The sequence below is a fragment of the Mycolicibacterium neworleansense genome, assembly GCF_001245615.1.
Classification (GTDB): domain Bacteria; phylum Actinomycetota; class Actinomycetes; order Mycobacteriales; family Mycobacteriaceae; genus Mycobacterium; species Mycobacterium neworleansense.
Genome location: NZ_CWKH01000001.1, coordinates 2789219 through 2810150, shown reverse-complemented (window position 1 = coordinate 2810150; position 20932 = coordinate 2789219). Strand labels below are relative to the sequence as shown.

Annotated in this window: 20 protein-coding genes; 13 read left to right on the top strand and 7 right to left on the bottom strand. The window is 67.1% G+C overall.

The features are described from left to right. Positions 1 to 54 precede the first annotated feature (54 nt). Positions 55 to 1002, top strand: coding sequence for a LysR family transcriptional regulator (locus BN2156_RS13440; protein ID WP_090514528.1), 948 nt, complete (start codon positions 55 to 57; stop codon positions 1000 to 1002). On the opposite strand, the gene BN2156_RS13435 is transcribed toward BN2156_RS13440, so the two are convergent. Further along, entirely contained in the window at positions 984 to 1895 is a 912-nt protein-coding gene (locus BN2156_RS13435) for a hypothetical protein (RefSeq protein WP_090514523.1), read from the bottom strand. The two genes, BN2156_RS13440 and BN2156_RS13435, sit on opposite strands and share 19 nt — an antisense overlap. Positions 1896 to 2214: 319 nt before the next feature. On the opposite strand from BN2156_RS13435, the gene BN2156_RS13430 reads away from it, so the two are divergent. Further along, positions 2215 to 2787: a forkhead-associated protein gene (locus BN2156_RS13430; protein ID WP_090514520.1), complete on the top strand. Its 573-nt coding sequence runs from the start codon at positions 2215 to 2217 to the stop codon at positions 2785 to 2787. A 149-nt stretch (positions 2788 to 2936) separates the two neighbouring features. Next, positions 2937 to 3590, top strand: coding sequence for a nitroreductase family protein (locus BN2156_RS13425; RefSeq protein WP_090514517.1), 654 nt, complete (start codon positions 2937 to 2939; stop codon positions 3588 to 3590). A gap of 102 nt (positions 3591 to 3692) precedes the next feature. Here the strand turns inward: BN2156_RS13425 and BN2156_RS13420 are convergent, their stop codons facing one another. Next, entirely contained in the window at positions 3693 to 4157 is a 465-nt protein-coding gene (locus BN2156_RS13420) for a tRNA (cytidine(34)-2'-O)-methyltransferase (protein WP_090514515.1), read from the bottom strand. A gap of 331 nt (positions 4158 to 4488) precedes the next feature. On the opposite strand from BN2156_RS13420, the gene BN2156_RS13415 reads away from it, so the two are divergent. From BN2156_RS13415 to BN2156_RS13395, 5 genes are read left to right on the top strand one after another with little or no spacing between them, the layout of a single operon-like run. Next, positions 4489 to 7461, top strand: coding sequence for a HAMP domain-containing sensor histidine kinase (locus BN2156_RS13415; protein WP_090514513.1), 2973 nt, complete (start codon positions 4489 to 4491; stop codon positions 7459 to 7461). Continuing rightward, on the top strand, positions 7458 to 7865 hold the full coding sequence (locus BN2156_RS13410; RefSeq protein WP_019346515.1) for a roadblock/LC7 domain-containing protein: 408 nt from the start codon (positions 7458 to 7460) through the stop codon (positions 7863 to 7865). Before BN2156_RS13415 ends, BN2156_RS13410 begins: the two co-directional genes overlap by 4 nt. A gap of 36 nt (positions 7866 to 7901) precedes the next feature. After that, positions 7902 to 8267, top strand: coding sequence for a DUF742 domain-containing protein (locus BN2156_RS13405; RefSeq protein ID WP_090515875.1), 366 nt, complete (start codon positions 7902 to 7904; stop codon positions 8265 to 8267). Beyond that, a complete protein-coding gene (locus tag BN2156_RS13400) occupies positions 8248 to 8859 on the top strand; it encodes a GTP-binding protein (RefSeq protein WP_036440681.1) in 612 nt (203 codons plus the stop codon). The genes BN2156_RS13405 and BN2156_RS13400 overlap by 20 nt, the downstream gene beginning before the upstream one ends. Before the next feature lie 3 nt (positions 8860 to 8862). Continuing rightward, on the top strand, positions 8863 to 9426 hold the full coding sequence (locus BN2156_RS13395) for a pentapeptide repeat-containing protein (RefSeq protein ID WP_090514510.1): 564 nt from the start codon (positions 8863 to 8865) through the stop codon (positions 9424 to 9426). A gap of 81 nt (positions 9427 to 9507) precedes the next feature. Here the strand turns inward: BN2156_RS13395 and BN2156_RS13390 are convergent, their stop codons facing one another. Next, positions 9508 to 12180 (bottom strand): FHA domain-containing protein, encoded by a 2673-nt coding sequence (locus BN2156_RS13390; RefSeq protein WP_162490796.1) that lies wholly within the window; start codon positions 12178 to 12180, stop codon positions 9508 to 9510. A gap of 76 nt (positions 12181 to 12256) precedes the next feature. Between BN2156_RS13390 and BN2156_RS13385 the strand changes: the two genes are divergently transcribed. After that, complete coding sequence (locus BN2156_RS13385; RefSeq protein ID WP_090515873.1) at positions 12257 to 14026, top strand: PQQ-binding-like beta-propeller repeat protein; 1770 nt, start codon at positions 12257 to 12259, stop codon at positions 14024 to 14026. A gap of 50 nt (positions 14027 to 14076) precedes the next feature. On the opposite strand, the gene BN2156_RS13380 is transcribed toward BN2156_RS13385, so the two are convergent. Next, on the bottom strand, positions 14077 to 14988 hold the full coding sequence (locus tag BN2156_RS13380; RefSeq protein ID WP_090514504.1) for a diphosphate--fructose-6-phosphate 1-phosphotransferase: 912 nt from the start codon (positions 14986 to 14988) through the stop codon (positions 14077 to 14079). 7 nt (positions 14989 to 14995) lie between these two features. Then, the gene (locus tag BN2156_RS13375) at positions 14996 to 16228 is read right to left on the bottom strand and encodes an NADH:flavin oxidoreductase (protein ID WP_090514500.1); all 1233 of its coding nucleotides are present in this window, start codon (positions 16226 to 16228) and stop codon (positions 14996 to 14998) included. A gap of 38 nt (positions 16229 to 16266) precedes the next feature. Between BN2156_RS13375 and BN2156_RS13370 the strand changes: the two genes are divergently transcribed. Further along, a complete protein-coding gene (locus tag BN2156_RS13370; protein WP_090515872.1) occupies positions 16267 to 17118 on the top strand; it encodes a bifunctional methylenetetrahydrofolate dehydrogenase/methenyltetrahydrofolate cyclohydrolase in 852 nt (283 codons plus the stop codon). Beyond that, complete coding sequence (locus BN2156_RS13365; protein WP_070187350.1) at positions 17115 to 17408, top strand: DUF3017 domain-containing protein; 294 nt, start codon at positions 17115 to 17117, stop codon at positions 17406 to 17408. The genes BN2156_RS13370 and BN2156_RS13365 overlap by 4 nt, the downstream gene beginning before the upstream one ends. On the opposite strand, the gene erm is transcribed toward BN2156_RS13365, so the two are convergent. Further along, positions 17405 to 18145 carry a 23S ribosomal RNA methyltransferase Erm gene (gene erm, locus BN2156_RS13360; RefSeq protein WP_090514498.1) on the bottom strand — a complete coding sequence of 247 codons (741 nt, stop codon included), beginning with the start codon at positions 18143 to 18145 and terminating at the stop codon, positions 17405 to 17407. The genes BN2156_RS13365 and erm overlap by 4 nt on opposite strands. A gap of 222 nt (positions 18146 to 18367) precedes the next feature. Here erm and BN2156_RS13355 point away from each other — a divergent pair, with 222 nt between their 5' ends. Continuing rightward, positions 18368 to 18991 (top strand): TetR/AcrR family transcriptional regulator, encoded by a 624-nt coding sequence (locus BN2156_RS13355; RefSeq protein WP_090514495.1) that lies wholly within the window; start codon positions 18368 to 18370, stop codon positions 18989 to 18991. Continuing rightward, positions 18988 to 20520, top strand: coding sequence for an FAD-dependent monooxygenase (locus BN2156_RS13350; protein WP_090514492.1), 1533 nt, complete (start codon positions 18988 to 18990; stop codon positions 20518 to 20520). Before BN2156_RS13355 ends, BN2156_RS13350 begins: the two co-directional genes overlap by 4 nt. Here the strand turns inward: BN2156_RS13350 and BN2156_RS13345 are convergent. Beyond that, complete coding sequence (locus BN2156_RS13345; protein WP_090514489.1) at positions 20510 to 20929, bottom strand: nuclear transport factor 2 family protein; 420 nt, start codon at positions 20927 to 20929, stop codon at positions 20510 to 20512. The two genes, BN2156_RS13350 and BN2156_RS13345, sit on opposite strands and share 11 nt — an antisense overlap. Between the last annotated feature and the right edge of the window lie 3 nt (positions 20930 to 20932).

The following is a 20932-nucleotide window of genomic DNA, read 5'->3' as shown; positions in this document are numbered from 1 at the left end:
GGGCGCTTGGTGGCGTCCAACATCGAAACATGCTGACTGTTATCATTTTTAGTTATGGAGCTGCGGCAGCTGGAGTACTTCGTGGCCGTCGCGGAAGAGGGCAGTTTCACCAAGGCAGCCGCGCGCATGCACATCGCGCAATCGGGTGTGAGTGCTCAAATCCTGTTGCTTGAGCGGGAACTCGGTCAGCGGCTCTTCGACCGGTCACGTTCTCCGGTGCGGCTCACCAAGGTCGGTACCGCCTTGCTGACCCACGCGCGTGCCGCGCTGGCCGCGGTGACCGATGCCAAGCAGGTCGCCGATGAGTACAGCGCCGCACTGCGCGGGCATGTCAGCGTCGGCCTGGCGGCATCGTCGTCGCTCGCCTTCGATCTGGTCGACATGCTGGCGGAGTTTCACCGCGAACACCCCATGGTTGAGATCTCCTTGCTGGAGGCCAACACCGACGATCTCGTCAACGGTTTGCTCGACGGGCGCCATGACATGGCGATCATTTCGCCACCCGCAACGGTTCCTGCCGACCTTCGCCTGCAACTGGTCGCCGACGAGCAGATCGTCGCCGCGGTGAGTCCGGACCATCCGTTGTCCGGGCGGTCGGCCCTGACGCTCGAGGATCTGGGTGGGTATCAGCTGATCACGTTTTCGTCGACGATCGGAACGCGCAGCGCCATCGATGCGGCGTTCAGCGCCGTAGGGCTCGAACCTCAGGTCGGTATCGAGGCCAGCGATCCGAATGTTCTCGCCGAACTGGCCAGTGGCGGCCTTGGCGTCGCGCTGGTTCCCGAGCCGTACGCGCGTGCCCGCGGCCCGCGGCTGCATGTCATGCCGATCTCCGGCCTGAACCTGCGCGGGTCGTTGGCGTTGGTGTGGAACAACGCCAGACAATCGACCGCCAGTGCCGCCCGATTGATCGACCACGCCAGGCGGTCGCTGCAGACGAAGCACGGCTCGGCCGGCCCAGGCGAAGCCCGCCGGCCGGGCGATCAGCCGGCGTCGCGGTGATCGTCGCCGCCCACCGTGCCGTCCTCGAGTCCGGTCCGCAGTAACGACCAGGCCAGGCGCCGCGCGGCGGTGGCCCGCTCGTGCAGCAGGCGTTGGACCGCCGGGATGGGATTGGTTTCGGGGGTGCGGCCCTCGACCACGTCGGCGTGCAGATCTTCGGCGACCTGGATCGCCATCAGCACCGCGTCGTTGACCCGGTTCAGCGCGTCCTGCAGGCGGTCGTCCTGGCTGAGCAGGTGAGCGTTGTCGAGCTCGACCGAAACATCGTTCACCACCTGGCCCATCTGCTCGAAGAGTGCGTTCATCGCGATTTCCCGCTCGTCGCGGTCCGGGTTGCGCAGTTGCGTCGCACCTTCGGTCCACAGCGTTGCGAGCATCCGGGTGTGTGTGCCGACGGCACGAGACACCTCGATCATCGCCTGCTTCTGCAGTTGTTCGAGCAGATTGTTGCGCTCGATGCGGGCCAGTTCCCGCTGGGCCACCAGTTCGGCGCGGTGCAGTTTCTCCTGAGACTCCATCTGGGCCCGATGCCATTTCTGGGTCAGGGCGAGTTCCAGCGCCGAGCGTTCGTCAGCGGCTGCCAATTCACGGCGCAGCCGGTCGCCGGCCTGGGCGATGTCGTGCTTGGCCTGACGCTGGATGGTGAGGGTCAGCCACATCGTCACCATCACGACGACGAAGACGACGGCACCGAAGAACCACTCGGCCTTGCTTCCGAGCTGGCCCGGGCTGAACAGCAGGTAGCAGACGATGGCCAGGGCACCCACACCGCCGCAGGCCAGCCACCCGACGCTGGCTTTGGTGTCGGCCGGCGCCGCCTTGGGGGCCGGGTCCCGATCCACCGCAGCCACGCGCATCGGCTGTGTCGTCTCGCCATTTTGGCCGTAATCCAACGGGGCACCTCCTGAAGACTCAGCGACCCTTGTCGATTCAGTTAGTCCGGCCATGTCGACCTCCCGTCGGCCAAGCCTGCCACCGTGCCGGCGTTCAGAGTAGGGCCACCCTCGGCGGCCTGCGCTACCGGCCGGTGACACGCGCACTCGCATACCCTGTTTTTCGTCATTCTTCAAGTGCCCCTAGCGATGACGTGCCGCTCACAAACCGCTAGTGTCATCGGCGAGCTCACCGCGAGCGGCGGTGGATCGGACCCGACGGGTCCGGCGACCGGCCGCTCACTTTCTGTTGATCTGTTCGCTTGAGAATTGAGGGCCCATGGGACAAAACGCGACGCTGGAAGGTGATTCGGCGGTCATCGTCAGTCTGTCGGAAGCGGCGATGCACATGTACTCCGCCGCGATCGATGCACTGCCCTTCCCCGAGGACAAGAAGTTCCACAAGCGCGCCGACGTCGTCCTGTCCGGCCTGCGCAAGCTGCGTGCCTCGCTGACCGAGGCGGCCAGCAGCAACCGGCCTTCGCCGGCGGTCATCGTGGCGCTGAGCGGCGTCCGTCAGCGGTACGACTCGCTGATGGCCCATGCCGCTTCGGCGCCGGGTTCCTCTCTGGGACAGCAGATCTACGTGACCCGCGTCCACGCCAAGCTTTCTGCCCAGGAAGTGGCCAACGGCGCCGGCCTGCGTGACGGTCTGCTCGATGAACTCGAGGCGGGCGCAACGCCGACCGACGCCGAGGCGCAGAAGATTCGCGACACCATCGCCGCGCTGGGTGGGTTGCCGGGCGACGATCACGGCATCCACGCCGTCCCGTCCTCGGCCGACTACGGATCGTCGGACGAGCCGCAGGCCAACGGCTGGGAGCCGGTGCTGGTCTCCGAGAACGCCGGCTGACAAACCCGTGCACCGTCGCCGATTCGGCGACGGTGCGCAACCTTCATCGGTTAGCTGAGTTGTAATGCGGCACACGATGATTGGAAGCTCCCCAGCAAACTGCTGGGGAGCTTCTCTGATTTGGGGCGAAGCGGTTGTAGTCTCGCGGCATGACAGCCGAACCAGCCCTGAACCTGACCGTGGATGAGCTTCTCACCACCACCCGCTCGGTGCGCAAACGCCTCGACTTCGAAAAGCCGGTGCCGCGCGAGGTCATCACGGAGTGTCTCGACCTGGCACTACAGGCGCCGACCGGCTCGAATGCGCAAGGCTGGCAATGGGTTTTCGTCGAGGACCCGGCAAAGAAGAAGGCCTTGGCCGACATCTACCGGGCCAACGCCTACCCGTACCTGGATCTGCCCAAGCCCGAGCGTGGTGACATCCGCGATCAGCAGGCGGACGCCGTGATGAGCTCCGCCAAGTACCTCACGGACAACTTCGAGAAGGCGCCGGTGCTGATGATCCCGTGCCTCGAAGGCCGCCCCGACGGTGCGCCTGCCGGTATCGGTGCGTCCTTCTGGGGATCCCTGCTGCCCGCGGTGTGGAGCTTCATGCTGGCGCTGCGGTCGCGCGGCCTGGGCTCGGCCTGGACGACGCTGCATCTGCTCGGTGACGGCGAGAAGCAGGCCGCCGAACTGCTGGGCATTCCCTTCGACCGGTACTCGCAGGCGGGCCTGTTCCCGATCGCCTACACCTTGGGCACCGACTTCAAGAAGGCCAAGCGACTTCCGGCCGAGCAGTTCTCGCACTGGGACAGTTGGTGACCGCGGGGCAAGCGATGCCCCCGGTGCTTTTGTGAAGCCGGTGTATGAACTCTCTGTGAGATTCGGGCGTGGGTCGCTTGGCGGCCAACGCCCGTGGCGTAACTAGACGCCGCCGGCGAACCCGTGTTGGCGCCATGCCTCATAGGCGGCGACGGCCGCGGCATTCGACAGATTCAATGACCGCCTGCCCTCGAGCATCGGAATACGTACCTGTGCGGTGATATTGGGATCGGCCAGAGTTTGGGCATCCAGTCCGGTGGGTTCCGGGCCGAACATCAGCACATCTCCCGGCTGATAGGAGATGTCGGTGAACGAGGTCGTCGCGTGCGCTGTGAATGCGTAAACCCGGGCCGGCATCAGCGCGCGCCACGCAGCCGCCAGGTCGGCGTGCACCGTCACCGATGCCAGGTCGTGGTAGTCCAGGCCGGCTCGGCGCAGCTTGGGTTCGGACAGATCGAAGCCCAACGGTTCGACCAGGTGCAGCTCGCACCCGGTGCCTGCCACCATCCTGATCGCATTGCCGGTGTTGGGTGCGATGCGGGGGGAAAAGAACAACACCCGGAACATCCGACGATGATCGTACGAACACCGCACCGTGAGCTAATCGGGAGGCAAATGGGGGTGTGAATCGACGCCGGAATAGGAAGTGGAAATCGACACGGGATTCGGCAAGTACCGCGCTGTTTGCTCGACTACCACACAACTGCGCTACAGCTCGGTCACGAACTCTGTCTGTTCAGTAAGAATTGTGGAAACGCTCGCGGGAGACTGTCATACTCGTGCAATTGCCAAGGCGTTTGACGCTCGCCCCCGCGTGGGCGGAAACAGCAGGAAGTCTTATGAATCACGCCCCACGAGTGAATTGCGGCCACGCAGCCGGTAGTGCGGTTGGGCGCCGATGACTGCCTTTACGCAGCTGAAACAGGCTGACGGCACCCTCGTCGAATTCTCCCCAGCACCATCGGCTCCGGCCAAGCGCCCCTCGCGCTGGTCCCCGGCCAACTGGCCGGTCACCAGGAAAGTCCTCGCGATCGTCGTCGTGCCGTTGATCCTGGCGGCGACGTTCGGTGGCTTGCGCATCTATGCCAGTGCCAGCGCCGCCGGCGATCTGCGGTTGGCGGCCGACCGTGCCGAGATGATCCCCTATATCGACGACTACATGGCCGCCATGGAAGGCGTGCTGATCGCGGCGACCGAAGGCGGCGACGGGCAGTCGGCGATGTCGACGTTCGAGGACCGCAAAGCCGACTTGCAGCAACGGGTCGAGGCCACCGATCTGCCCGAGGATGTCGATCAGGCCGTGGCCGGTCTTCTCGGCAAGGGCCAGCAGCTGGTCGATGCGGTGATGACCGATTCGATCGACCTGCGTCAGCGCATCCTCGATTACGGTCCGCTGCTGCTGACCGGCGAAGCCGCGATCACCGGCTCGGTGCACAGCAACCAGCAGTCGGTCCAGGCTCAGGTTGAGGCGCTGGCCCGCGCGATCGGTGCCCGTGGCCAGATGGCGATTCAGCGGATGCTCGTCAACCGGGGCGGGGACCAGCCGGAGCCGCTGCTGCGCACCTCGATGATCACGATGGCCGGTACCGAGCCGTCCACGGTGGCCGCGCTGACGAAGGTGCTCGGAGGTGGCTCCGAGGAGGCGGCCACACTGCGCGCCGAGATGGTCAAACGCATGGCGATGATGTCGAACCCGGGCATCCCGCTGGTCGGTAACCCGGAGATGCTGGCCTCGCTGGACGCGACGAACAACATTGCCGGCCAGATCATCGACAGCACCACCAAAGCCATTCCGGCTGCGGTGGAGGCCCAGGCCAATGACGCCCGCAACGACGCGTTCCGCGACGCCATCCTCGTGGCGACCGCGATCATCAGCGCCCTGGTCATCGTGTTGTTGGTGGCCCGCTCGCTGGTGCGCCCGCTGCGGACGCTGCGCGACAGCGCGCTCAAGGTGGCCCACCAGGACCTGGCCAAGGAGATCGAACGGGTCCGCGCCGGCGGCGAATTGGTGCCGGTGACCCCGATTCCGGTGCAGACCACCGAAGAGGTCGGGCAGGTGGCCCATGCCGTCGACGAGTTGCACGAGCAGGCGGTGTTCCTCGCCGGCGAACAGGCACAGCTGCAGTTGCAGGTTTCGGACATGTTCGAGACGTTGTCGCGGCGCAGCCGATCGCTCGTCGACCAGCAGCTGTCGCTCATCGACCAGCTGGAGCGCAACGAGGACGACCCGGAACGCCTGGAGAGCCTGTTCCGGCTCGACCACCTGGCCGCCCGCATGCGCCGGAACGGCGCGAACCTGCTGGTGCTGTCCGGTTCCAAGCTGGCGCGTGAGCACAGCCGTCCGGTGCCGCTGGCGACGGTGATCAATGCCGCGGCCTCGGAAGTGGAGGACTACACCCGCGTTGTCACCGCGTCGGTGGCCGATGTCGAGATCACGGGTTCGGCAGCCGGCGACCTGATCCACCTGCTGGCCGAGCTGCTCGACAACGCGTTGCGTTACTCGCCGCCGATCTCGCAGGTGCGGGTATCGGCCGTGCATGCGGCCAAGGGTGCGCTGGTGATCGAGGTGAGCGACGTCGGCCTGGGCATGACCGAGGCTGACCTGCGGGTCGCCAACACCCGCCTGCAGTCCGGCGGTGAGGTCAACCCGTACACGGCGCGTCACATGGGTCTGTTCGTGGTCGGGCGACTGGCCACCCAGCACGGCCTGGTGGTGCGGCTGCGCAGCACCGTGGCCGAAGAACCGAGCTCGGGCACCACGGCCGGCGTGTACATCCCGGCCACGCTTCTGGCCCGCGACGGTGGCGACCAGGTCGATGAGCTTCCGTACGGGAGGCCCGTCGACGCCCATGCCGGGATCTCGACGGCGCTGTCGCTGGACGCCGATCCTGCCGACGCGTCGGGTTTCGGGGCCGGCCCGGCCGAGCCGCACCTCAACGGCGCGGAGGTGCCGTTCGACCTGCTGCCTCAGCGCAGTCCCGGTGCCAGCGGGATCTCGGAGCTGCCCGGCACGCTCGCGCCCGAGCCGGAACCGGAAGCCGAGGCGCCGGTCGAGGAGCCCGCGGACGAGCCGGTTGGGGAGTGGCCACAGCAGTGGCCGGTGCATACCGAAGAAAGCGCGGCGCTGGCCAAGGGCGAAGCCAAGGGCGCGGCGGACGCGGCGGCCGATGAAGAGGACGTCGACGACGTCGAGGCGGGCCGTTCACCCACCAACACCTCGTCGTTCTTCGCATCGCGCGGTCAGGCCGCCACCAACGGCATCAATGGCGTCAACGGCCTGAACGGTCACAGTGCCTTGAACGGGGCTGGTGACCTCAACGGTCACAGCGGCCTCAATGGCGCGGCGGATCTCAACGGCGCGACGCATCAACCCGACGATGACTCGGTCGAAGCCGCCGCGGTCCAGGCTGACAGCTCCGATCCCGAGGGCGACTCCATCTATCAGTCGATGGTCTCGGAATTCGAGATCGATCCGACGACCCACGTACGCAGTGCCGACCTGGACTGGAAGACGGTCTGGGAGAAGGGCTGGTCGGTGGCCGCCGCGGCGCAGGATGCGCCCGTCGAGCAGCACACCGAGGAAGGCCTGCCAATGCGTACGCCGGGCGCCCGTCTGGTGCCGGGCGGTGTGGCCGCTGCGGTCGGGGCGACCGCCCCTGAGTCCAACGGCCGTCACCGCAACGGTGGAGTACACCGTAACGACGACGGCTTCGAGACGGTAGCATCGGCAGACGAACCTGACAGCGGCATGTTCGCGGCCTTCAAGCCGCGCGACCCCGAGGCTGTCCGTACGAGCACCAGCAACCTTTTCGGAGGCGTGCACGCCGGACGATCGCATGCCCGTGAGACCAGAGGAACCGATAACGAATGACCCGCCCGACGCAGCGCGACTCCCTGGACTGGCTCGTGTCCAAGTTCGCCCGCGAGGTTTCCGGGGTGTCCCATGCGGTGCTGGTTTCGGCCGATGGACTACTCATGGCAGCCAGCGAACACATGCCGGTCGAGCGGGCCGATCAGCTCGCCGCGGTCTCTTCCGGATTGGCCAGCCTGGCCACCGGGGCATCGCAGTTGTTCAACGGCGGCCACGTGATGCAGTCGGTGGTCGAGATGGAGAACGGTTACCTGCTGCTGATGCGCGTGGGTGACGGCTCCAACCTGGCCACCCTGACCGCCCCGTCGTGTGACATCGGCCAGGTCGGCTACGAGATGGCCATCCTGGTCGAGCGGGTCGGCGCGGTGGTGCAGTCGTCGCGTCGTACGCCGCAACCGTCCTGAGTCCCCTGACCCCTTCCTGCCCTTCGCGAGGTGCCTGTGGACGAACCAGAACCCACCGATCGACCGAGTTTGGTGCGGCCGTACACGCTGACGGCCGGCCGCACCGATTCGCGCGTGCATCTTCCGCTGGAAGCGCCGGTGCAAAAAACCGACACGACGCGCGAACCGCGTTGGACAGGGCACGATGTGCGCGCACAGATCGTAGAGTTGTGCACCGGCAGTCCTTCGGTTGCCGAGATTGCCGCACATTTATCTCTCCCGCTCGGCGTGGCGCGCGTGCTGATCGGGGACTTGGTGACGCAGGGTTATCTCCGGGTGGAAACCACCCTTGATGATTCGGCTAGCTTCGACGAACGCCGCGAATTGATTGGAAGGACCCTGCGTGGCCTACGAGCACTCTGAACCCCGCTCGGCCTCCGCCGGTGGCGCTCCCCGACGTGGGGCCGCCTCGACGAAGATCGTCATTTCTGGCGGGTTCGGGGCAGGGAAGACGACATTCGTCGGCGCGGTCTCCGAGATCATGCCGCTGCGCACAGAAGCGTTGGTCACCAACGTGTCTGAGGGCGTCGACGCCCTGGACGGCACCCCGGACAAGCGCACCACCACGGTAGCGATGGACTTCGGCCGGATCACGCTGGACGAGGATCTGGTGCTGTACCTGTTCGGCACGCCCGGGCAGCGCCGTTTCTGGTTCATGTGGGACGACCTGGTGCGCGGCGCTATCGGTGCCATCATCCTGGTCGACGTGCGCCGGCTGCAGGACAGCTTCGCCGCTGTCGACTTCTTCGAGGCCCGCAAGTTGCCGTTCATCGTCGCGGTGAACGAGTTCGACGACGCGCCAAAGCATCCCACCCAGGCGGTGCGCAAAGCCCTGGCACTGCCGGAGCACATCCCGGTGGTGGCGGTGGACGCCCGCGACCGCAACTCGGCCAAGGCCGCGCTGATCGCGGTCACCGAGTACTCGCTGAGCACGCTTTCCGCGTTGCCTGGCTGAGGCGTGGTAGCTGACGAAACCGCCTGGGCGGACAGGGAATTCACGGGCCACGATTTCCGCGACGAAGACCTGAGCCGGTTGCGCACCGAGCGCGTGGTGTTCACCGAGTGTGATTTCAGCGGTGTGGACATGTCCGAGTCGCAGCATTTCGGCTCGGCGTTCCGTAACTGCACGTTCCGTCGCGCCACGCTCTGGCACAGCGCGTTCACCAACTGCAGCCTGCTGGGTTCGGTGTTCACCGAGTGCCGGTTGCGCCCGATCAAAATCGTGGAGTCGGATCTCACCCTGGCCGTGCTCGGCGGCTGCGATCTGCGCAGCGTCGACCTCTCGGACTGCCGGCTACGGGAGGCCAGTCTGGTCGGGGTGGACCTGCGCAAGGCGGTGCTACGCCAGGCCGACCTGACCGGCGCCCGGGTTCAGGACGCCAAGCTCGACGAGGCCGATCTGCGGGGCGCCCGCGTCGACCCCACCTTCTGGACCACCGCAAAGCTGCGCGGGGCCAAGATCGACATCGCCCAGGCGCTGGCTTACGCGGCCGCCCACGGCCTCGATGTCCACGGCGGGTAGCGGTCACTGCTGTCACGCACCTTTGTCACGCCAGAGTGACGCCGGGTCCCGAGCGACACTCTGGCGTGACAAAGGGAGGACTCAGCCGGCCTTGAGCCGGATCCGCCAGCGAACAAATCCGGTGTAGACGATGCAGAGCAGCAGCAGGATGCCGATGTTGATCAGCCACACGGTCGGGGTGTGCTTCCAGTGTGAATCGGCGGGCAGCAGCGGCGGCGGCACCAGGCGGGTCAGATCGATGGTCGATGCCGACGCGGCGAAGCCCCAGCGAGCCGGGGTGATCCACGACAACTGATCGAGCACCACGCGGTCGGTCACCGGGATCATGCCGCCGGAGAACACCAGCTGGCTCATCACGGTGACCACCAGCAGGGGCATGATCTGTTCGGCCGAGCGGGCCAGTGCCGACAGCGCCAGGCCCACCATCGCCGAGGCCACACACGTCATGGAGATGTCGATGAACAACTCCAGGTTGCGGCCGCCGATGAAGGCCCCGCTGTCGACAGAGCCCGGGCCCCAGCCCTTTCCGAGAATCGTGATCACCGTGACGATGGCGGATTGCAGCACCGCGAACACGGCGAACACCGCGATCTTGGCGAGCAGATAGGCCGTCGTCGACAGGCCGACCGCCTGCTCGCGACGGAAGATGGCCTGCTCGCCGATCAGCGCCCGGATGGTCAGCGCGGTGCCCATGAAGATCGCGCCGACGTTGAGCATCACCAAAATCTGGCCCGGTTCGTTGGGCGCCTCGCCGCCTTGGACGGCCGGCACCGGCAGGCCGAACCCGACATCACCGGGCACCGACAGTGACAGCACGCCCATGATGAACGGCAGCATGAGCAGGAACGCGGTGTAGCCGCGGTCGGACACGATCAGCCGGACCTGTCGGCGGGCGATCGTGGACAGCTGGCGGAACAGGCTGGTCTTGGCCGGCTCGCCGAGGTCGCCGGGCTGTGCCGACGACGCCGCGGCCGCCGGGGCCGGACCGGTGCGAGCCAGATACTTGCGGTTGGCCTCGGCCGGATCGCCGGCGACGGTGCTGAAGATGTCGGCCCAGTTGGTGGTGCCGAGTTCCGGGCCGATCTGGTCGGGCGGGCCGCAGAAGGCGGTCTTGCCGCCAGGCGCGAGCAGCAGCACCTGGTCGCACACGTCGAGGTAGGTCAGTGAGTGCGTGACCACCAGCACCACGCGGCCGGCATCGGCCAACTGGCGCAGCATCGTCATCACCTGGCGGTCGAGGGCGGGGTCCAGGCCGGAGGTGGGCTCGTCGAGGATCAGCAGTGACGGGCCGGTCAGCAGCTCCAGGGCGACCGAGGCGCGCTTGCGCTGTCCGCCGGACAGCTTGTCGACGCGGGTGTCAAGGTGCTTGGTCATCTCGAGTTCCTCGAGCACCTGCATGACGACCTGTTCGCGGTCTTCCTTGGTGGTGTCCGGAGGCAGCCGCAGCTCGGCGGCATACATCAGCGCCTGCCTGACGGTGAGCTGACCGTGCACCACGTCGTCCTGGGGAACCATGCCGATCCGGGAGCGCAGCGAGGCGTATTCGGCGTGGACGTCGTGGCCCTCGAAGGTGATGGTGCCGCTGGTCGGATGTGTGTAGCCGGCGACCTGTTTGGCGAACGTCGACTTACCGGCACCGGACGGGCCGATCACCGCGGTGAGTGTGCCGGGCCGGGCGTCGACGGAGATGTTGTCGAGGAGTGTCTTGTTGCCCTCGATGGTCCACGTCAGGCCGCGCACCTCGAGGCCACCGGTGCGGGTGTCGGCCTCGGTCTCGCTGCGGCGCACCAAAGTGCCGCCGGTGAACACCAGGTCGACATTGCCGATGGTGATCACGTCACCGTCGTGCAGCACCGCCGAGTCCACTCGTGCGCCGTTGACGAAGGTGCCGTTGATGCTGCGCTCGTCGCGGATCTCGGTGCCACCGGGCAGGGGGATCAGCGTGGCGTGATGCCGCGAGGCCAGCACGTCGGGGATCACGATGTCGTTGTCGGTGTTGCGGCCGATCTTCACCGCACCTGCCGGCGCCGCGGCGGTGCGCCCCGGCCGCAGGATCTTCATCATGCTGGTGGCGATGTTGCCGCCGGCCTCGCTGCTGCCGCGGTCAGGCGTGGCCGCGGGCCGCATCGTGGTCGGAGCCTGGGCCGGGTTGGGTGCGCTGCGGACCGGCTGGGACTGATACGCCTGCGGTCCGCTCGGGTAGCCGCCGCTCTGCGGGCCGCCGGGATAACCGGTTTGTGGTCCGCTCGGATAGCCGCCACTCTGCGGGCCGCTCGGATATCCGGTGGGTGTCGTCGGGTAGCGCGGCTGCGGGCCGGACGAGTAACCGGGTCGCTGGGCCGCGGGCGGCTGGCCGTATTGCTGGCGTCCGGGGGCCGCGGCCTGAGTGGGCCACGCACCGCTGGGACGGTTCGCGATCGGCACGGCCGCTGTCGGTGTCCGGCCGACGGAGCCCTGGTGGCGGCCGACCTCGAAGGTCACCTGGGGCCCGTCCGGGTTGCCGATGTTGACGACCTGGCCGTCGTGGATGTCGACCGAGGGCACCCGGCGGCCGTTGGCGTACATGCCGTTGAGGCTGCCGTTGTCGATCGCGACCCATCGGCCTTGGTCGAAGCGCAGCACCAGGTGGGCACGCGAGATCAGCGGGTGGGCGATGCGGACGTCGGCACGGAGGTCTCGGCCGATGACGACATCGTTGCCCGGGGCAAAGGTACGGGTCGACCCGTCGTAACGAACGGTCAGCGCAGGGCTCATCGCGCTCAACTCTATCGGTTGTTTTCACCGGGGCTGGGCCGTTGCGGGGGTGTCGCGGCGTGTGACGATGGCACGCATGGGTTCTGAAGGGGCGCAGAAGGCGGCAGGCCGGGTGCTCGGCGCGCTGCGGCATGTGGGCACGGTGCTGGCCGGTGCGGCGGTGGTGTGGTTGGTGTGGGCTGCGGCGTTGAGCGCCTGGGCGCGGCTGGTGGCGCCCCGCAGTGCAGGTGAGAGCGCCTGGTATGTGGTCGGCCAGCACCGCTGGGGCGAGGCGCTGCCCAACCGGATCGCACTGGTTGTGGTGGTCATCGTGGTGGTGCTGATCGCGGCGATGGTCTACAGCGTGTGGCGCGGACGCACCGGCCGTGATCTCGCGGCCACCCCGGCCGGCGCGGCGGGCGTGGCGGCGCTGCTGGTCATCGCCTACGTCAGTCAGGGCATCCCGGCGTTCTATCGGACCGCGATGGACAACGCGGCGGTCACCGCGGCGTTGCCGCTGGGTGCGGCGTCGTGGTGGTTGTGTCTGGCCGGCGCGGCGGCGACGTTCCTGGCCGCGCGGGCCTTCCCGCGGCTGGAGCGTGGCTCGGTGAAGTTGCTGGCGGTCGGTGCAGCGATCGCCGTCGTGGTTGCCGCGGTGGTGACCGTGGGTGCGCTGCGGGCCGGTGACGACGGGCGCTTCGTTGATGCGACGACGGCGGCGGCTACCGACGTCCCGGCGTCGCCGGCCGCACTGGGGCAGCGCACGTTCACCGTGTCGGTGCCCGACGCGTTCACAGATCCGAACGTCGCGTCGTATGACATCGCTGCCGCCGGAGTCGGTTTCGCGGTCTACCAGAAGGGCCGCATCACGGCTTATGGCACAGACGGCAAGGAGCGCTGGCATTACTCGCGATCCGGGCCAGGGGAGGTGAGCGTCAACGGCATGCGCGTGGTCGACAGCGGCGCAACGATTTTGGCGTTCATCGACGCCGGCCTGGTCGGCCTTGACGCCGTCACCGGCGACCAGCTGTGGACCAGTGCCGATCCGGAGCTGCTCGAAGCGGCGGGTGGGCGCTTCGGACGCTCCACCGGACCCTTGGTGGTTGGCTGGAACGACGAGCAGGTGTGGACCCGCTACGACAGCCGGACCGGCCGGGCGTTGTGGAGTGAGCCCGCACCCCATCCCGGTTGTGGGATTGTCGAACCGCTGGTGACGGCTTCGGGTGTGGTGTCCACGGTCCAATGTGAGGACGGCAAGGTCTGGTTGAGCGTGCTCGATCCAGAGACCGGCCAAATCGGCTGGGACACAGTGCTGACGGAAAGAAAGATCGACCCGGCGGTGCCGCTCGAGCAGCGCTACCTCAAACTCGGGGCCAGACCGGCGAACAGTATCGGAGTCTTCGTTTCCATGGTCGGGGCCGGCGCGCCCGACGCCGCCATGTACGTGGACCTTGTCAACCGCACTGTCACCGCCTTGCCGGCAGACGGCCGATTAGCCGAATCATACGGTCCCAGCGATGATTTCGTGGTGTGGTATCTGACTGACCGGACTACCCGGCTGACCTTGTTCGGGCCCGACGGGCATCAACGGTGCCAGCTTCCCGACGGTGTCGAGCCGGCTCGGTCGAACGTACCGAGCCTACGAGTTGATCAACCAGCGTATGTCGCGTTCCCTGACGCTCTGCTGCTTGCCGACCGCGGCGCCCGGGGCGCCGAGGGATCGCTGCGCACGTTCGACGCGAAGACCTGCACTCAGACCGCCACGGTGCCCGCCGAATCGGTCGAAGGATTGGTGCCGGTACCAGGTGCGGTGCTGGTGTTGCGCCGTGATGGGCAAACGCTGCAGATCGACGGGTACACCGCCTAGCTGTCGTCGATGCGACGTTGATTACGTCGGTTCCGTTGCCGGGTTGGGTTTCACGGCTCGGCGTTGGCCAGCGTGGGAACGGCTTCCGGCGGGTAGCGGTCCTGGGCGTCCCAGACGTCGGCGGTCTGCACGGCCCAGAACACGGCGAACAGCACGATGAGGATCAGTTCGACCGTGATCACGCCGAAGTGCCAGCCCAGGATGAGCAGGACTATGCCGGCCACGATGGTGGTGAGCATCAGTGCGGCGATGGTCGCGTAGAACCGGGCGAGGTGTGGGCGTACGGCAGCCCTGGCATAGCACGCGTGGTAGACCGCCACCAGTGTGATGGCCAGGAACATCGCCACCGCGGCGATCACGTGGGCGTGTTCGGCGAACCAGTCCCACAGCATCAGTGGTGCGCCGGCGATGGAGATGACCAACAGGGCTGCCGGAAGCCATTTTTCGACGCCCAGCAGCGCGGTGGCGATGGACTTCCACAGGGTGGCGGCCTCGGCGCAGGACGGTCCGGACGCCACGGGTGGCTCTTGCGGTCGCCGCCAGCGGCCCAGTGCCAGGTACATCCCGGTGCCGACGGCGACGGCCACGAACAATGCGGCGACGTTGTTGGCGACGCCGCCGAACGGGTCGGCCACGGTGGGAAGCCAAGGCCGGCACAGGTCGTCGGCGGGGCCCGTGGGTACCAGCGCCACGATGAAGGCCATGAACCCTGAGTAGTTCAGCAGCGCGTCCTCGCCGATCCGGCTGCCCTTGTAGGCGATGAGGCAGATGCCGATCGCGCACAGGGAAGCCAGGAACACCGCGTGGGTGCGGGTGTAGAAGAACGCGCTGATCGATCCCTGCGGGCAACTGTGTGCCCACGTCAACGCCAGCGAGGACAACAGGAACACCACCAGTGCGACCAGGCCGACCCGCACGTAGCGGTAAGTGACCATGGTGTCGCTGGGGTGGTTACCAACCATGGGGCTATTAGCTCACGAGCGAGTCCGGGGCTCCCGTCACCACGCAGTGCGTGTGGCTGTAGATCGTCGGCATGCAGCTGTTGCAGTGCGTGCACTTGGACAACACACGGTTTTGAGGGTCGTTGTCTTTTTCGGCCTTGATCCGGTTCAGCAGGTCCGGCTCGGCGAGCAGCGCCCGGCCCATCGCGACGAAGTCGAAGCCTGCCGCCATCGCCCGGTCCATGGTCTCGCGGTTGGTGATACCGCCGAGAAGGATGATCGGCATGGTCAGCTCGGCGCGGAACTTCTCGGCGTCGCGCATCAGATACGCCTCGTGATAGGGGTATTCGCGGAAGAACTTGTTGCCGCTCATCCGAATGCCCCAGCTGATCGGCGGTTTGAAGTTCGCCGCGAACTCCTTGACCGGAGCCCCGCCGCGGAACAGGTACATCGGATTGACCAGCGAGCTGCCCGCGGTGAGCTCGATGGCGTCCAGACCGCCGTCCTCCTCCAGCCACTTCGCCGTCTGCAGCGACTCGTCGATCGGGATGCCACCGCGCACGCCGTCGCTCATGTTGAGCTTGGCGACGACCGCGATCTTCCTGTCGCCGTGTTTGTCGACCGCGTCGCGAACCGCGCGCACGACGCCGCGGGCCACCTTCGCCCGATTCTCCAGCGACCCGCCGAACTCGTCGGTGCGACGGTTGATCAGCGGGGACAGGAACGAGCTGGCCAAGTAGTTGTGGCCGAGGTGAACCTCGACCGCGTCGAACCCGGAGTCGATGGCCAGCCGGGCGGCGTTGGCGTGCGCCTCGGTGACATCGCGGATGTCGTCGAGCGTGGCCTTCTTGGCGAACCGCATCGACAGCGGGTTGAAGAACCGCACGGGGGCCAGAGCCTTGGCCTTGTTGGTCCGCGAGTTGGCGACCGGACCGGCGTGGCCGATCTGGGCACTGATGGCCGCGCCCTCGGCGTGGATGGTCTCGGTGAGTTTGGTCAGCCCGGGGACCGCCTCGGGCCGCATCCAGATCTGCCAGCCGTCGGTGCGGCCGCCGGGGGACACCGCGCAGTAGGCGACGGTGGTCATGCCGACCCCGCCGGCCGCGGGCAGCCGGTGATAGTTGATCAAATCGTCGGTGACCAGCGCGTTGGGCGTGGACGCTTCGAAGGTGGCGGCCTTGATGATGCGGTTGCGCAGCGTCACCGGGCCGAGCTTGGCCTCACTGAAAACATCAGTGAACACATTGGGCTGAGTGTTCATAGATGGAGCTTGCCACGCGGCCTGACACAATGGCAGCTGTGGGTGCGATTGTGTTGGACGGTAAGGCGACGCGCGACGAGATCTTCGTCGACCTCAAACAGCGCGTAGCAAAGTTGGCCGAAGCGGGGCGGACGCCCGGGCTCGGCACCGTGCTGGTCGGGGACGACCCCGGCTCACAGGCGTATGTGCGCGGCAAGCACGCCGACTGCGCGAAGGTCGGGATCAACTCGATCCGCCGCGACCTGCCTGCTGACATCACCCAGGCCCAGCTCGACGAGACGATCGACGAGCTCAACGCCAACCCGGAGTGCACGGGCTACATCGTGCAACTGCCGCTGCCCAAGCATCTGGACGAGAACGCCGCGCTGGAGCGCATCGACCCGGCCAAGGACGCCGATGGTCTGCACCCGACGAACCTGGGCCGGCTGGTGCTCGGCAAAGAAGCTCCACTGCCGTGCACCCCCCGGGGGATCGTGCATCTGCTGCGCCGGTTCGACGTGCCGATCGCCGGCGCGCACGTCGTGGTGATCGGTCGTGGCGTCACCGTCGGCCGGCCGATGGGTCTGCTGCTCACCCGGCGTTCGGAGAACGCCACCGTCACGCTGTGTCACACGGGAACCCGTGACCTGCCCGCACTGACGCGGCAGGCCGACATCATCATCGCCGCGGTCGGGGTGCCACACATGGTCACCGCGGACATGGTCAAGCCGGGGGCGGCCGTCGTCGACGTCGGCGTGAGCCGGGTAGACGGCAAGCTGACCGGTGACGTCGCTCCTGACGTCTGGGATGTGGCCGGACACGTGTCACCCAACCCGGGTGGGGTGGGTCCGCTGACGCGCGCGTTCCTGCTGACCAATGTCGTCGAGCTCGAAGAGTCGAAACTGGCGTGACAGCAAAGGAGTTCGTCCGCAAGGTGGTCGCCGGGCAGTGGCCGATCCTGGTGGTCGGGCTGATCTTTGTCGCGGCCTTCGCCTTGGTGGTGGCGGGCTACTGGCGTCGTGGCGCCCTGGTCATCGGGATCGGGGTGGGTGCGGCGGCGGCACTGCGGCTGGCGCTCACCGATGACCGGGCCGGTCTCCTGGTGGTGCGTTCACGGACCATCGACTTCGCCACCACGGCGACGGTGAGTGCCGCGGTGCTCTACATCGCCTGGACCATCGACCCGCTCGGCACCAGCTAGCGGACCGCGGCGAACAGTGCCGCCCACTGTGCCGCGGTCAAGTCACGTGGCAGTGCCGACGGGTGAATTCCATTGGCCAGCAACCACCTCCGGTCCACGTGATGGCGCAGAATCTGCGCGATACCGTGGCCCCGTCCGGTGAACATCTCGTGCGCCAGCGACTGATACCTCCGGCGGTCGGCTCGGGCGACCAGGGGCTCGTCGCGGCGTGCGATGGTCAGCAGCCCGGCGTCCACACCGGGCCGTGGCCGGAACGCATCGGCGGGAACCTTTCGAACCAAGTTGAATTCGAACCACGGCCACCACTGGGCCGTCATCATGGTGGCGCCCCCGACGGCGGCTCGTCGCCGGGCGACTTCCCATTGCATGAGCAGAACGGCGTCGGTCCACCCTGGGCCGTGCAGCAGCCGCCGCAGGATCGCGGTGGTCAGGTGAAACGGCAGGTTGCCCACGACCACGTGCGGTGTCGGTGGCAGGCGGTATCGCAGGAAGTCCGTGCCGACCACTTCGGCGGAGGTGCGCGCCGCCAGCCGGCCGGCCCTTCGTCGGTCGATCTCGATGGCGGTCAACGGGCGGTCCAGCCGTTGTAGCGGCAGGGTGAGCGCGCCGTCACCGGCACCGATCTCGATGATGGGACCTGTTGTGCGCGCGACGATTTTGACGATATCGGCGACCACTCGGCGGTCGCGCAGAAAATTCTGGCCGTTCTCGTGCCGGCCGTGATGAGTTGAAGACACGGATACTCCGCCATCGCAGGGACAAAGCTGCCGCGGCGGGTATTCCGAGAGGTGGAGGCCGCCGCTACCTGATGCGCAAGCGGATGTAGGTCACCGACATGGAGGCCACGCTAGGGGAAATTCTCCGAAAGCTTCAACCCAATTTCGGGGGCCGCGGATCTCACAGGAGTTGCCCAGGAGGCAATATTGCCCAGTAGGCAATATTGCGTCTATCGTGAGGGCATGGAGCCAGGACTGCGAGAACGCAAGAAGCTCGATACGCGGAGGGCCCTGAGCGATGCCGCCCTGAGCTTGGCGTTCGAGCGGGGACTGGAGAACGTCACCCGTGAGGACATCGCCAACCTCGCCGGTGTCTCGTTGCGTACGTTCACCAACTACTTCGCCGGCAAGTACGACGCGCTGGGGTATCGGCAACAGGAACGTATGCGCCGCAGCATCGACCTGCTGCGTTCGCGCCCGGCCGACGAACCGCTGTGGACGGCCATCACCGAATCGGTGATTAAACCGTTGGGCGACGACATGTCCGACGTCTACGGTGAAGAGAACGCAATACCGACCCGCCGGCAGCTGGCCGAGGTCCGCAAACTGCTGATGATCCCGGAAATCCGCGACGCCACTTTCCGGGGCTTGAACGACGAGTGGGTAGCGGCGATCGCTGAGCGGACCGGGACCGACCCGGAACGCGACATGTATCCACGGCTGGTGGCTGCCGTGGTGCGCGCGGTCGGCGACGCGGCGATGGACGAGTACGGAAATGCCGATCCGCCAGTAGCTTTCGCCGAATTGCTTCGTAAGGGGTTCGCGGCGGTGGCCGCCGGCCTGCCTGAACCAGGAGGGAACAAATGACAGATCGGATCGATGTCGTCATCTCGGGTGCCGGGCCCAACGGCCTGTTGGTGGCCGGGGAGCTGGCCCTGGCCGGGGTGCGACCCGTGGTGTTGGAGCAATTACCCGGACCCAGCGCTGAGCTCAAGGCCAACGGCATTGTCGGACAGGCGAATCGAGTGCTCGATCTGCGCGGCCTGTACCAGACGCTCAGCGGGGTCGACCAGGCGCCGGAGCCGATGGCCGGCTACATCTTCGCGGGCATGCAGGTGCCGTTCGTGGACGTCGCGGACAATCCGATGTACGGCATGTTGATCCAACAACCCCAGGTGGTACGCCAACTGGTGGACTGGGTGCAGGGCCTCGGGGTCGAAATCCGGTGGGGGCATGAACTCACCGATTTCGAGCAGGTGCCCGACGGCGTCGTCTTGACTGTCTCCTCGGCGGAGGGCGGCTACCAGCTGCCGGCCACCTATCTCGTCGGCGCCGACGGCGGCCGCTCTCCGGTGCGGAAGAAGGCCGGCATCGAGTTTCCCGGGCTGACCACCGAGGTGGTCGCCCGCGTGGCCCACGTCAGCCTGCCCGAGCGACTCCGTAGCAGTGACGGAGGATTGAACGTGCCCGGGATCGGTCGAATCCCATTTGGACACAATAGGTTCGACGGCGGGGTGCTCATCTATGCCGAGTTCCAGCCAGGTCGGTCGATGGTGGGGACCATCGAGTACGGCTCCATTCTCCCGGATGACGCTCCCGAGTTGACCGTCGATGAACTGCGCGAGAGTGTGAAGCGGGTCGTCGGTGCCGGCCTACCGCTGGAACCGCCGAACTGGCCGGGGCCGCATGCGTTGCGGCGGATCAACGGCCAGAACACCCGTCAGGCCGCGCAGTACCGCACCGGCAATGTCTTCCTGGTGGGGGATGCGGCCCATGTGCATTCGGCCATGGGCGGGCCGGGGTTGAACCTGGGCATGCAGGACGCGATGAATCTGGGCTGGAAACTGGCCGCCGCCGTGCAGGGTTGGGCGCCTGAGGGCCTGTTGGACAGCTATCACGGCGAGCGCTGGCCGGCCGGCCAGCGGGTGATGATGCACTCCATGGCCCAGGCCGCGCTCATGGCCGCCGGGCCCGAGGTGACCGCACTGCGGACACTTTTCGGCGAGCTGTTGGCGACACCGGACGGTTCGGCGCACATCGCCGGAGTGCTGTCCGGTTCCGATGTCCGCTACGACGTCGGCGATGAGCACAGGCTGTCCGGATACTTCGTCCCGGATTTCGTGCTTGACGACGGGCGCCGGATTGCCCAGCTGCTGCACTCGGGCCGACCGCTGCTGCTTGATCTTTCGGGCGGATACCGAGATGTCGTCGACGGCCGGCGTGACCGGCTCGACGTCGTCGAGGCGACCGTCGCCGACCGACCTGCCGCGGCACTGCTGATCCGTCCCGACGGCTACGTCGCCTGGGCGGCAGACGAATTCGACGGGACAGGTCTACGTGCGGCTCTGGACCGCTGGTTCGGGCCGGAGGCCGAGGACGCCGCCCTCAGTGCCTGAGGGCGCGGCGCAGGACGCCGGGATGGCGGGCGATCTTCGGTCCGAGCAGCATGGCGAACACGGTGGTCGCGAGCCACGGCCGCAGGTGTGGGCGCAGGCGCCGGATCTGCCCGCTGCCATCGAGTTCGAAAACCAGCGCGTCGGTGATGGCCACGCCCGCGACGCGGCCCTCGCTGATCGCGACTCGGGTCGGGCCGTCGCCGATCACTTCCCGCCAGATCAGGTCATGCAGTCCGCCGTACACGGCACCGAGTAGCCGGCGCAGGTCGTCGTGGCCCCGGAACACCATCCGCCCGGAAAGCGGCGAGATCAGCTCGGCGTCGGGCGCGAGGGTCGCGATGAGTGCGTCGAGGTCGTTGGTCCGGGTGGCCTCGCAGAACGCGGCGACCGAGTCGGTAGTCGTTGTCATGCC

Coding starts and splice junctions, on each gene's coding strand:
- BN2156_RS13440 (WP_090514528.1), top strand. CDS start 55: ATGGAGCTGCGGCAGCTGGAGTACTTCGTGGCCGTCGCGGAAGAGGGC.
- BN2156_RS13430 (WP_090514520.1), top strand. CDS start 2,215: ATGGGACAAAACGCGACGCTGGAAGGTGATTCGGCGGTCATCGTCAGT.
- BN2156_RS13425 (WP_090514517.1), top strand. CDS start 2,937: ATGACAGCCGAACCAGCCCTGAACCTGACCGTGGATGAGCTTCTCACC.
- BN2156_RS13420 (WP_090514515.1), bottom strand. CDS start 4,157: ATGTTCCGGGTGTTGTTCTTTTCCCCCCGCATCGCACCCAACACCGGC.
- BN2156_RS13415 (WP_090514513.1), top strand. CDS start 4,489: ATGACTGCCTTTACGCAGCTGAAACAGGCTGACGGCACCCTCGTCGAA.
- BN2156_RS13410 (WP_019346515.1), top strand. CDS start 7,458: ATGACCCGCCCGACGCAGCGCGACTCCCTGGACTGGCTCGTGTCCAAG.
- BN2156_RS13390 (WP_162490796.1), bottom strand. CDS start 12,180: ATGAGCCCTGCGCTGACCGTTCGTTACGACGGGTCGACCCGTACCTTT.
- BN2156_RS13385 (WP_090515873.1), top strand. CDS start 12,257: ATGGGTTCTGAAGGGGCGCAGAAGGCGGCAGGCCGGGTGCTCGGCGCG.
- BN2156_RS13380 (WP_090514504.1), bottom strand. CDS start 14,988: ATGGTTGGTAACCACCCCAGCGACACCATGGTCACTTACCGCTACGTG.
- BN2156_RS13375 (WP_090514500.1), bottom strand. CDS start 16,228: ATGAACACTCAGCCCAATGTGTTCACTGATGTTTTCAGTGAGGCCAAG.
- BN2156_RS13355 (WP_090514495.1), top strand. CDS start 18,368: ATGGAGCCAGGACTGCGAGAACGCAAGAAGCTCGATACGCGGAGGGCC.
- BN2156_RS13350 (WP_090514492.1), top strand. CDS start 18,988: ATGACAGATCGGATCGATGTCGTCATCTCGGGTGCCGGGCCCAACGGC.
- BN2156_RS13345 (WP_090514489.1), bottom strand. CDS start 20,929: ATGACAACGACTACCGACTCGGTCGCCGCGTTCTGCGAGGCCACCCGG.